Source organism: Aliivibrio sp. A6, assembly GCF_028765505.1.
In the GTDB taxonomy this organism is placed as follows: Bacteria; Pseudomonadota; Gammaproteobacteria; order Enterobacterales; family Vibrionaceae; genus Aliivibrio; species Aliivibrio finisterrensis_A.
Genome location: NZ_JARACR010000004.1, coordinates 214391 through 227254, shown reverse-complemented (window position 1 = coordinate 227254; position 12864 = coordinate 214391). Strand labels below are relative to the sequence as shown.

The window sequence follows — 12864 nt, the reverse complement described above, 5'->3', positions numbered from 1 at the left end:
GGGGGTCGCGGGTTCGAGTCCCGTCCACTCCGCCACTATATCAAGAAAGCCCTAATCGAAAGATTAGGGCTTTTTTACGTCTGTATGAAAGTTGAATGATGCAGAATAGACACTGCGGAATGGTAGTTCAGTTGGTTAGGCTTTTTATTACAGGCCTTTTTATTTAGAAATTATGTTTTTTTCTAGTAGCATCGTTCTTAATTGTTCTACGCGTTTTCTATTTACACCAAAGTCAGAGTGTCCAGTACGAGACTCTGAACGAACAATAAGATTGCTCCCTTCTATTCTAAGCTCTAAGTCATCAACAAAGCGAAAGACCGTACTTGTTGATTCTATTCTGGCGTAGTTTTCTTTAATTACCGCTATTTTTGCTCCTTTCAGTTGTTCTGCTATTTGAGCGATAGTCTCTATTGTTGTGTTGGGGTTATTCAGTGTGAAAGGGGCGGCGCTGAAGTCAGCTCTAGCTTCTAGTGTAGAGATACAATTAGGTTTATCTGCACACATCATTTTTGATTTATCAGGCATATTGTCGATTCCTTTACTGCAGGCGGTAAGTGTTAGCAATATTGAAAATATGGTGAGTATTTTTATCATAGGTAAGTTCATTATTTTGAATAGGCGTTGTCAGTATAGAATAAAAAAGGCCAACATCGAAATGTTGGCCAAAGGTTTGGAAGGAAACCTGAATTAATCTATTTTAAAAACTAGGATGCAGATAGCATTAGTGAATCCGCTTTTGCTTCTAGGTTCGAGTTACCCATTAGGTAAGCATCGATTTCTCTAGAGCATTCACGGCCTTCATTAATACAACGTACAATCAGGGATTGACCAGTACGCATATCACCCGCGGCAAAAACACCTTTTTGATTGGTTGCATAACCATCTGTTGCTACGTTACCACGGTCATCCAGTTTAATATCTAGTTGAGCTAATACACCTGTAGGTTCTGGGTGCAAGAAACCCATAGCCAAGAAGGCTTGATCACAAGGGATCACTCGTTCGCTACCAGCGACTTCATCAAATCCTGGGCGTTCACCTGGTTTCGCATCTTGCCAAACGATATCAGCAATACGTAGGCCTTTCACATTACCTGCATCATCAGAGATAAATTCTTTGGTTAGGATATTCCAATGACGCTCACAGCCTTCTTCGTGAGAAGTAGTTGTTTTCATGATCATTGGATATTGAGGCCAAGGCATATTTGCAGGGCGTTTTTCTGGTGGGATCGGCATGATCTCAACCTGAGTAATACTTGCTGCGCCATGACGATTCGATGTACCTACACAGTCAGAACCTGTATCGCCACCACCAATAACAACAACATGCTTACCTTTAGCGTGGATCTCTTTAGTTTTAAGATCCATATTATTAGCACGGCGATTGTTTTGACCTAGGAACTCCATCGCAAAGTGAACGCCATTGAGTTCACGACCTGGAATTGGTAGATCTCGTGGAACAGTAGAACCACCAGTGAGTAGAACGACATCGAAGTCTTGGCGTAATTGCAGGGCATTAATATCGACACCAATATGCGCATTTACTTCAAACTTGATACCGGCATCAGCCATTAAGTTGATTTTACGATCAATGATATCCATACCTAACTTGAAATCAGGGATACCAAAGCGCAGTAGACCACCAACTTTTTCATCGCGTTCATAGACAGTGACAGAGTGACCAGCACTGTTTAATTGTTCAGCCGCGGCTAAACCAGCAGGACCTGAACCGATAATAGCAACCGTTTTTCCTGTGCGAGAACGAGGTTTTTTAGGTTGCGCGTACCCTTCACGGTACGCGGTTTCTACAATCGTTTTTTCGATATTACAGATAGTGATTGGGTCTTGATTGATACCAAGAACACAAGCACTTTCACAAGGAGCAGGGCACACTCGACCGGTGAATTCAGGGAAGTTATTGGTTGAACTTAAGATCTTCCATGCTTCTTCCCAGCTATCACGGTATACCGCATCATTAAACTCAGGAATGATGTTACCGATAGGGCAACCGTTGTGACAAAAGGGAACACCACAATCCATACAACGAGAGGCTTGTGTGCCAATCTTATCGCCAAATTCTTCGTTTAAAACAAATTCTTTATTGTCTTGAATTCGAACCGTTGGGTCGAGTTTCTTTGGTAGCTCACGACCATGTTCTAAAAATCCAGTAGGCTTACCCATTATACTGCCTCCACTTCTTCCGTTTGTGCCTGTTGTGCTTCAGCTTTACGCTTTTGAAGAACCGCTTTGTAGTCACGCGGCATCACTTTAGCCAGAGAGGCTAAGTTTGCTTCAAAGTTATCTAAGAAAGACTGAGCAACTTCACTTCCTGTGAATTCAACATGCTTAGTTAGCATTTCTAATAGAAGATCTTTATCTTCTTGTTCAATAGGGTCTAGGTCGACGAGTTCAGGGTTTAGTTTGCTTTCGAAATCACCAGACTTATCCCAAACATAGGCAACACCACCGCTCATACCTGCCGCAAAGTTACGACCCGTTGAGCCAAGGATAACGGCAACACCACCAGTCATGTATTCACAACCGTGATCACCAACCCCTTCTACAACGACTTTTGCACCTGAGTTACGTACACAGAAGCGCTCACCAGCCATACCACGAATATACGACTCACCAGAAGTTGCGCCGTAGAAACAGACATTACCGACAATAATGTTATCTTCAGCGACAATCGTTGATTTTTCGTTTGGATAAAGCACTAGCGTACCGCCAGATAAACCTTTACCCCAATAGTCATTCGCATCGCCTTCGACTTCAAATTTCACGCCTTTTGCAAGGAATGCACCTAAACTTTGACCAGCAGAGCCATTGAACTTCACGTTCATTGGTTGTGGTAAGCCTTGGTCTTTATACACTTTTGATATCTCATTCGACAGCATAGTACCTACACTTCGGTCGGTATTTAGGATATCGAACTCAGCAGTAACTGTTTCACCTTTCTTTAGAGCAGGAATAGCAGCTTGGATAAGCTTGCGATCAAGAACATCTTCAAGATTATGCTGTTGTTGAATTTGGTTATAAATTCCATCTTCAGCACGAGGTTGTTCAACATGGAGTACTGGAGTTAAATCTAAGTTTTTGTATTTCCAATGGCCGATATCATCACGAACTTTTAGTTTATGAGATTGACCTACCATTTCATCGATAGAGCGGAAACCAAGTTCAGCCATCACTTCTCGTAGACCTTCAGCCATGTATTGGAAGAACGTAACTACGTCTTCTACGCGGCCGTCAAAGCGCTCACGCAAGGTTTTATTTTGTGTTGCGATACCAACAGGGCAGGTATTCTTATGACACTTACGCATCATGATACAACCTTCAACAACCAGAGCTGCGGTTGCTACGCCCCATTCTTCAGCACCAAGAAGCGTTGCTACTGCAAGATCTCGAGGTGTTTTCATTTGGCCATCAGACTGAACAACGATACGGTTACGTAACCCATTTTTCAGTAGTGTTTGGTGTGTTTCTGCTAGACCAAGTTCCCACGGAAGGCCTGTATGACGGATAGATGACATTGGCGATGCACCCGTACCACCATCAAAACCAGCGATAAGAACGACGTCTGCTTTTGCTTTGGCTACACCAGAGGCGATAGTACCAACACCCGCCTCAGATACTAACTTAACGTTAACGCGACCTTTACGGTTGGCGTTTTTCAGATCGTAAATAAGCTGTGCTAAATCTTCGATTGAATAAATATCATGGTGTGGCGGTGGTGAAATCAGACCAACTCCAGGAGTTGAGTGACGTGTCGCACCGATCCAATCATCGACTTTATCACCAGGTAGTTGACCACCTTCGCCAGGTTTTGCACCTTGAGCCATCTTAATTTGTAGCTCATCAGCGTTAGTTAGGTAGTAAGACGTTACACCAAAACGACCAGAAGCTACTTGTTTGATTGCTGAGCGTTCCCAGTCGCCATTGTCTTTTTTCTCAAAACGAATCGGGTCTTCACCACCTTCGCCTGAGTTAGATTTAGCGCCGATACGGTTCATTGCAACAGCAAGTGTTGAGTGAGCTTCGTGTGAGATAGAACCAAACGACATTGCACCAGTGGCAAAGCGTTTTAGAATATTCTCAATTGGCTCTACTTCTTCTAAAGGAATAGATCCTGCTGGATTTTTGATGAAATCTAATTGGCTACGTAATGTTGCTGCATCATCACCTTGATCATCAACCGCCTTCGCGTATTTCTTAAATTTCCCGTAATCTTTATTACGAGTTGACTCTTGAAGCAGTGAAATTGTCTCAGGGTTAAACAGGTGTTTTTCACCACGTTGTTTCCACTGATATACGCCACCCACATCAAGTACTTGAACAGGGATCTCACGAGTTGGGTAACCAACACGGTGACGGATTAACACTTCTTTTGCGATATCATCAATCGTTAGACCTTGGATACGAGAAACGGTCCCTGTGAAGTATTTATCAACCACTGATTTACTGATACCAAGCGCTTCAAAGATTTGGGCACCATGGTATGACTGCAGTGTTGAAATACCCATCTTAGAGAAGATCTTAAGCAGGCCGCCGTTAACCCCTTTACGGTAGTTATCAAACAATACTTTTGGATGTACTGTTGGGTCTAGCTTTTTAACTCGTTGAAGTTCAACAATGGTTTCAATAACAAGATATGGGTTAACTGCGTTTGCGCCGTAACCAACCAATGTTGCAAAGTGATGAGTTTCACGAGCATCACCCGTTTCAATTACGATGTCACATTTAGCACGTAACCCTTTACGAATTAGGTGGTGATGAACCGCACCAACTGCAAGCATTGCAGGAATAGCTGCGTGGTTTGAGTTTACTGCGCGGTCTGTTAGTAGAATGATAGAGTAGCCATCAACGACGGCATCTTCTGCATACTGACAGATACGTTTAAGTGCACGCTCAAGTTTGCCAGCATCTTCATTGGCTTGGAATACGATATCTAGCGTTTTAGCTTGTAGATGCTCGTTATCAATAGCACGCAGTTTTTCTAGCTCAGAGTTAGAAAGAACCGGTGATTCAAGTTCAACTTTCTGGCAGTGCTCAGGCGTTTCAGCAAGTAAGTTTTGGTCTTTACCTAAATAAGTGTTTAGCGACATAACCATACGCTCACGGATCGGGTCGATCGGTGGGTTAGTTACTTGAGCAAACAACTGCTTAAAGTAGTTAGATAAATGCTGTGATTGATGAGATAGAATCGCCAGTGGCCAATCGGCACCCATTGCAGTTAATGGCTCATAAGCCGTTTTTGCTAATGGTAGGATAATCTCATTCACTTCTTCAGAGGTAACACCAAACGCTTGTTGACGGTTAAGTAGGCGCTCAGGAGAAGGTTGGCTGTATTGGTTTGTTGCTTCAGGCAGCTTATTTAAGCTTAATAGGTTCTCTTCAACCCATTTTTCATAAGGTTGTGAGTTCGCAATGCCGTCTTTTACTTCTTCATCAGAAATAATTCGGCCTTGCTCTAAGTCAGCAACAAAGATACGTCCCGGTTGCAGACGACCACGGAACTCAACATTTTCTGGGGCAATTTCAACAACACCAGATTCTGATGCCATGACAAGGAAATCATCTTTAGTTACGGTATAACGAGAAGGACGAAGACCGTTACGATCAAGAGTAGCACCTACTTGGACACCATCGGTGAAACAAACAGACGCAGGGCCATCCCAAGGTTCCATTACGTTTGCGTGGTATTGATAGAACGCACGACGTGTAGGGTCCATGTTTTTATTTTCTTGCCACGCTTCAGGGATCATCATCATTAATGCGTGAGGCAAGCTGCGGCCAGAAAGAACCAGCAGTTCTAACGCCATATCAAAGTTCGATGAATCCGAGCTGCCTTCCTGACAAATCGGAAGTAGCATATCCATCTCTTGCTGGCTAAATAAATCAGACTCGATGATAGCTTCACGCGCTTTCATCCAGTTCAAGTTACCACGAACGGTATTAATCTCACCATTGTGCGCGATGTAACGGAATGGTTGAGCTAAACGCCAGCGAGGGAAGGTATTTGTAGAGAAACGAGAGTGAACCAGCGCTAATGCCGTCACCATTGTTGGATTTTGTAAATCAAGGAAGTACTGTGGTACTTGTTCAGTTGTTAATTGACCTTTATAAACAAGTGTTTTGTACGATAGAGAGTTAATGTAGAAGTCATCACCAATATTAGAAATACTCTCCAAACATACTCGAACAGTGTAGTTACGTAGAACATACAATTTACGCTCAAGCTCTTCTGGTGTCATTGATGGGCCACCAGAAATAAATACATGCTCAAATTGAGGCTCTGTACTTAGGGGATCGTCGCCTAGCATTGAATTATCAACAGGGAGAACACGATAACCAATGATTTCTAAATCAAGACGCTGAGCATTACGCTCTAAAATATCTCTACATTGTTGACGTTTATGCTCATCCTTAGGGAATAAGACAACACCAACACCGTATTTCTCAAAAGATGGCAGTTTAATACCAAGTTTTCCGGCTTCTTCTAATAAAAACTCATGAGGCTTTTGTAAAAGAATACCCGCGCCATCACCACTGCATGGATCACAGCCTTGACCACCGCGATGCTCCATACGAGCAAGCATATCAAGTGCTTGAGTGACTACATCATGAGATTTGCGGTTTTTGAGGTGAGCGACAAAACCGATACCACACGCATCATGCTCCAACTCGGGAGTATACATGCCTTGTGTATTCTGCTCTCTATCTACCATAGATACATCCTTCCAGTATTATGCAGACACAACTTCTCTACGTAAGTTTCTGTCTAGTCCTTTGCTAAATTTTAAATCGCACTTGCTGTGAGTTAGTCTCAAGAGGTAGCAAGTTTGAATCCATTCTGGTGTTTGCGGGCATCACTTAACATGACGTGCAAACAAACCCAATCCATTGTGGTATCTATCAAATACACCTTTATCCATTGTATTTGTTGTTTGAGAGTAGATACCACTATCGAAAAACCACAACATTCGTGTTGGTGGCAAATTAAACTATATTAACGATGTAACTATCCTACATTTTTGTCATATTAAATACCAACGAAAGTTGCACGTAATTTTCACTTTTTTTACTCAAAGTGAATAAGTATTTATAATAATTCGGCTTTTTTTACGATAAATTGCCTCTTTATGCGCCTTTTATTGATATAAATTACAATTAAGATGGGTGAATTTCGATATTATTTACGGTCTTTTTTTACAAACGAGTTAGCAACTTTCACAAATAGGAGTGAGACTTCTTTTTATTTGTGAACTAAGTGTTTGATTTATTAATTGGTTATCGCAATGCAACTTCATGAACTAGCAAATACCTTTGGGCAAGATCTACAACGCCGTTATGGCGAAAAAGTACATAAACTTACTCTTCATGGTGGTTTTAGTTGCCCAAATAGAGATGGAACAATTGGGAAAGGGGGGTGCACCTTTTGTAATGTCGCTTCATTTTCTGATGAACAAGAGCAGTTCAAATCGATTCATGATCAACTGACAGATAGAGCTGGGGAAGTGCAGAGAGCGAAAAAGTATCTTGCTTATTTCCAGGCGTATACGAATACCTTTGCTGAAGTGCAGGTATTAAGAAATATGTATGAAGAAGCACTTAAGTCGGCCAATATTGTTGGATTATGCGTTGGAACTCGTCCTGATTGTGTGCCAGATGCCGTATTGGATTTACTAAAAGGGTATGTTGATGATGGTTATGAAGTTTGGTTAGAGCTTGGGTTACAAACGGCCAATGATAAAACGTTAAAGCGTATTAATCGAGGACATGATTTTGCCTGTTATGATGAGATTACTCGTAAGGCGAGATCGCTTGGAATTAAAGTGTGTACTCATTTAATTATTGGTTTGCCGGGAGATACTCAAGATGACTACCGAGCGACATTAGCAAAGGTACTTGAAACGGGGACCGATGGATTAAAGCTGCACCCTTTGCATATCGTAGAGGGAAGTACCATGGCAAAAGCATGGCGAGCAGGAAAAATTGAAGCACCAGAAATGGATGATTATGTTGATATAGCTTGTGAGTTAATCCGATTAACGCCACCAGAGATTGTGTATCATCGAGTGTCAGCAACAGCAAGACGACCTACTTTACTTTCGCCATTATGGTGTGAGCCTCGCTGGTTAGGGTTAACTAACGTAGGTATGGCCCTTAATAAAAAAGGGGCGCAAGGTTCTCTGATAAACCAACCCTTCAAATATACAACGCCAATATTGAAAAAATAACTCAAATAGAACTAACCCTGATATTATTTAGTTGAATACTATCAGGGTGTGTTTATGAAGCAGTTAAAAATTCTCGCGCAATTTTATGTCGATCTCATGGTGAGACTTGGCATTGTTCGTTTTAGTCTCTTACTTGCCATTGCATTAGTCGCATTGGCCGTTATTGTCCAAGTTGGCGTTACACTTGTATTAAGTGGTGAAGTCAATGACCTAGACATTGTCCGTTCCGTTTTCTTTGGTTTGCTTATAACGCCTTGGGCTGTCTTTTTCTTATCTGTCGTCGTTGAACATTTAGAAGACTCACGTCAGAGACTTTCTAAATTAGTCAGTAAAATGGAAGAGATGCGTACTCGTGATTTAGAGTTAAATAAAAAATTAAAGGGCAATGTTAAGAAACTTAACCAAGAAATTGAAGAGCGTGAAAAAGCAGAAGATGCTCGACAAGAAGCGATGGAAGATCTAGAAAATGAAGTTTTTCAGCGTGAAAAAGCACAATTAGAGTTAGCAGAACAAACCGCATTACTTCGATCTTATTTAGATACTTCTCCAGATATTATTTATTACCGTAATGAATTAGGTTTATTTTCTGGCTGTAATAAAGCCATGGAAGAGCTGACGGGTAAAACAGAAAAAGAATTAATTGGTTTATCTCCTAAAGACGTTTATAACGCAGAGGTTGCAGCAAAAGTTATTGATACCGATAGACAGGTACTGCAAGATAATAAACCATTAACTTATGAACAATGGCTAGATTACCCTGATGGGCGAAAAGCATGCTATGAGCTCAGTAAAATTCCTTTCTATAGTAAATCGGGACGCCATCTTGGTTTAGTCGGCTTTGGGCGAGATATAACAGAGCGCAAAGAGTATGAAGAGGCACTACAAAAAGCCAGTCGAGATAAAACCACCTTTATTTCTACCATTAGCCACGAATTACGCACGCCACTAAATGGTATTGTGGGCTTAAGTCGAATGTTATTAGATACCCGTCTTGATGATGAACAGCATAACTATATGCGAACCATTAATGTCAGTGCGATCACGCTTGGTAATATTTTTAACGATATTATCGATATGGATAAATTTGATCGTCGTAAATTAGAGTTACTTCCAAAACCTCTTGATTTTATAAGCTTTGTTACTGAGATGGAAAATATTTCAGGTTTGATGGCTGAGCAAAAAGGTCTTCGTTTTGATCTTGAGCGATTAACAGACTTACCAGCAAATATTAGTGTTGATAGTACACGTTTGCGACAGGTACTTTGGAACCTAGTTGGTAATGCCACTAAATTTACCAAAGAAGGTAGCGTTATAATGTCGGTTGGTGCTGAAATTTATTCAGACAGTGCTGAGATCACTTTTGAAGTTGAAGATACAGGGATCGGGATCCCTGAATCAGAATTAGATAATGTTTTCGCCATGTATTATCAAGTTAAGCAAGGCAAAGATAATCTGCATGCTGTAGGAACAGGCATTGGCTTAGCGGTATCTAAAGAGCTTATTAATCTGATGGATGGAGACATTACCGTCAGTAGTGAAATAGGTTTTGGTAGTACATTTACCGTAACGATCAATGTGCCATTAGTCGATTCTGTAGAAGAAGAGGAGGCGATGCCGGAGGTAAAAAGCGCGAAGTCATTACGTATTTTTATGCTGGAAGATATTGAATTAAATATCACGGTTGCTCGCTCGCTGCTTGAAAGTCTCGGACATACTGTAGATGTTGCCATGTGCGGCGAAGATGCTCTTAACCGATTTGATCCAGCCAAATACGATTTAGCGTTACTTGATATTCAATTACCAGATATGACAGGGTTTGATGTTGCTCAAGCATTAAGAGAAAGGTTTGATGAGTTACCGCCACTCGTTGCTTTAACTGCTAATTTATTAAAAGAAAAAGATGAATATTTTGAAAAAGGCATGGATGAAGCAATAAGCAAACCTCTGAGCGTTAAAGCTTTAACTGAGGTGCTTGAGTTATTTTCAATGTCGGATAAGAAAATAATTCAAAAGCAATTACAGCAACCGATTAAAACGGATGAGCAGTTGGAAAATGAGCAATTGATTGAGCGTTTATTGGATGTCGAGATGTTAGAGTCATACATTGATATTGTTGGTACTAAACCTGTTTATACCAGTATTGAGATGTTTGAAAAGAGTATGAAAGAATACATTCAAATCTTAGATACTAATATGACAGCAAGAGATCAAGACGGTATTGTATTTGAAACACATAAGATGAAAGGTGCTGCAGGCTCTATTGGGTTAAAGCATATTCAACAAATCGCTCAAAAGGCTCAATCGCCAGAATTACCTGCGTGGTGGGAAAATATTGATGATTGGGTTGAAGAAATCAAAAATGAATACGAACATGATATTCAAATTTTAAAAAGCTGGTTAGAGCAGCAAGATAAGTAAGGAATAATATGAAAAAGGTACTATTTGCCGCAACACTAATAACAGCTTTATCTGGTTGTCAAATGACGAATCAATCAGAAGCGGATTGGAAACAAGATAATAAAATTGAAATGATGAATGCCAAAATTGAATTGAATTCAGCTATTTGGATTGATCAAATGCCAACCATAGGCGAAAAAACAGATGAAAGTAAGGTTAATTTTGCACTGACATTAACATCAGAACAAGTAATTGCGCCTGAGTTAATGATTGATAAAGTTATTCTTCGTCAAGGTGATAATTCGTGGTCATTATCAGATGATGAGTTCGAAGTGAGAGTTCATGATAACCATACATGGGAAGTTACAGGTCAATCTTTCTATAATATAGATGCGACACAAGTTATTGATATTGCGATTGAAGCAAATAATGAGTGGATTGTTGAAACTGATGTTCAGGTTGATACGGTTTATTAGTTGTTTTGTATAAACTAAAAATGCCCAGCTATCACTAGCTGGGCATTTTTTATTGGATAAAATAAAAGAGGTTTATAGCTCTTCTAAATCACCACAAAAACGGTAACCTTCACCGTGAATCGTAGCAATGATTTCTGGAGTATCAGTTACTGATTCAAAGTGCTTACGGATACGACGAATTGTCACATCAACCGTACGATCGTGCGGCTTAAGCTCACGACCTGTCATTTTTTTCAGAAGATCAGCACGAGTCTGGATCTTACCTGGGTTTTCACAGAAGTGAAGAAGAGCACGGAACTCTGAGCGAGGAAGCTTGTAGCTTTCGCCGCTTGGACTAACAAGAGAACGGCTATTAATTTCAACTGTCCAGCCATTGAACGCATAACGCTCAACTGTTTTCTTATCTTCAACAGTTGTGCTTTGGTTCATTGAACGAGTTAATAGGTTACGAGCACGAATAGTAAGTTCGCGAGGGTTAAATGGCTTAGTGATGTAATCATCAGCGCCAATTTCTAAACCTAAAATCTTATCAACTTCGTTATCACGGCCTGTTAGGAACATAAGAGCCATATCACCACGCTCGCGAAGTTCACGAGCAAGAAGAAGGCCATTTTTGCCTGGAAGGTTGATATCCATAATCACAAGATTAAGTTGTTGCTCAGAAAGCACAGTGTGCATCTCTTCGCCATCGCTCGCTTCAAAAACATTGTAGCCTTCAGCTTCAAAAATGCTTTTAAGTGTATTACGAGTTACGTGTTCATCTTCAACGATTAGGATCTGAGGGGTTTGCATGGGCGGTACCTAACTAACTGGTTAAAGTCAAAAGTAGAATTAATAGTACTAATTCTATAATAAAAAATTTACAAATAGGAAATATATTCTTCAATAGTAAACTAAAATGTTAATTGAAGAATAGAAACCTAAACGGTACGCCATCCTTGGTGGTTGTTATTGAATATATAATCAATAACATGATAAAGCTCTAAATTCGTGAGCTACTCGCTGAAACTCCAATAGAAGGGAGATTTTAATCCCTTAACACCACTCTAACAATAACCGATTTTTATTTCCATACATTTTATTGATTTAAGTCAATATCAACTAAGGTCAATACAGTGTAGTAATAAATATAGACATATATCTATATTAAAATTGTAAATATCTATACGATTTGTCGCTAAATATTTTAACAAATGTTGTTATTGTAGAGTCAACTTTACAAACAAGGAGAAAATAAAATGGATTTATTACCTGATATTTGTGATCAATTTGAAGAGAAAGTACAGCTGATTGATGTCGAGTTTAAAAACTATGGTGGAAAAGCATGCTTTTATGGTGAAATTGTAACAGTTCGTTGCTATCAAGATAACTCTTTAGTAAGAGAGGTTTTGCAAACTAGCGGAAAAGGCAAGGTGTTAGTGATTGATGGTAACGGCTCTTGCCAAAAAGCGTTATTGGGTGATCAAGTCGCTACACTTGCGGTAGAAAACCAATGGGAAGGCGTTATCGTTTATGGTGCAGTACGTGATGTCGGTGCGATACAGAATATGCCATTAGGTTTGAAAGCGCTAAATGCCTCCCCATTTAAGACAGAAAAAAGAGGAGCAGGAGAAAAACAAGTGTCCGTTACTATTAATACTCAGATCATTTCTCCTGGTGATTATATTTATGCTGATCTTAATGGGGTTTTGATGAGTAAAGAGTTGTTAATTTAATTGCAGAAGTTAAATCTATAAAATTTTATTTTATATTTAA

Annotated in this window: 8 protein-coding genes; 4 read left to right on the top strand and 4 right to left on the bottom strand. The window is 40.1% G+C overall.

The window, feature by feature from the left end; genetic code table 11:
- Positions 1-159 precede the first annotated feature (159 nt).
- From PVK70_RS04470 to gltB, 3 genes are all read right to left on the bottom strand, one after another.
- Positions 160-594 carry a DUF1499 domain-containing protein gene (locus PVK70_RS04470; RefSeq protein ID WP_422836531.1) on the bottom strand — a complete coding sequence of 145 codons (435 nt, stop codon included), beginning with the start codon at positions 592-594 and terminating at the stop codon, positions 160-162.
- A gap of 110 nt (positions 595-704) precedes the next feature.
- A complete protein-coding gene (locus PVK70_RS04465) occupies positions 705-2177 on the bottom strand; it encodes a glutamate synthase subunit beta (RefSeq protein WP_130047732.1) in 1473 nt (490 codons plus the stop codon).
- Positions 2177-6724 carry a glutamate synthase large subunit gene (gene gltB, locus PVK70_RS04460; RefSeq protein WP_130047733.1) on the bottom strand — a complete coding sequence of 1516 codons (4548 nt, stop codon included), beginning with the start codon at positions 6722-6724 and terminating at the stop codon, positions 2177-2179. Before gltB ends, PVK70_RS04465 begins: the two co-directional genes overlap by 1 nt.
- Before the next feature lie 570 nt (positions 6725-7294).
- Between gltB and PVK70_RS04455 the strand changes: the two genes are divergently transcribed.
- The 3 genes from PVK70_RS04455 to PVK70_RS04445 are packed head-to-tail and all read left to right on the top strand — an operon-like array spanning position 7295 to position 11109.
- A complete protein-coding gene (locus tag PVK70_RS04455) occupies positions 7295-8236 on the top strand; it encodes a TIGR01212 family radical SAM protein (protein WP_130044914.1) in 942 nt (313 codons plus the stop codon).
- Positions 8237-8290: 54 nt separating this feature from the next.
- Positions 8291-10654, top strand: coding sequence for an aerobic respiration two-component sensor histidine kinase ArcB (gene arcB, locus PVK70_RS04450; RefSeq protein WP_130047734.1), 2364 nt, complete (start codon positions 8291-8293; stop codon positions 10652-10654).
- Between the two features lie 8 nt (positions 10655-10662).
- Positions 10663-11109: a membrane lipoprotein lipid attachment site-containing protein gene (locus PVK70_RS04445; RefSeq protein ID WP_130047735.1), complete on the top strand. Its 447-nt coding sequence runs from the start codon at positions 10663-10665 to the stop codon at positions 11107-11109.
- Positions 11110-11181: 72 nt separating this feature from the next.
- Here the strand turns inward: PVK70_RS04445 and arcA are convergent, their stop codons facing one another.
- Positions 11182-11901, bottom strand: coding sequence for a two-component system response regulator ArcA (arcA, locus tag PVK70_RS04440; protein ID WP_130059996.1), 720 nt, complete (start codon positions 11899-11901; stop codon positions 11182-11184).
- A gap of 446 nt (positions 11902-12347) precedes the next feature.
- Here arcA and PVK70_RS04435 point away from each other — a divergent pair, with 446 nt between their 5' ends.
- Entirely contained in the window at positions 12348-12824 is a 477-nt protein-coding gene (locus PVK70_RS04435; protein WP_130047737.1) for a putative 4-hydroxy-4-methyl-2-oxoglutarate aldolase, read from the top strand.
- The last annotated feature ends 40 nt before the right edge of the window (positions 12825-12864 follow it).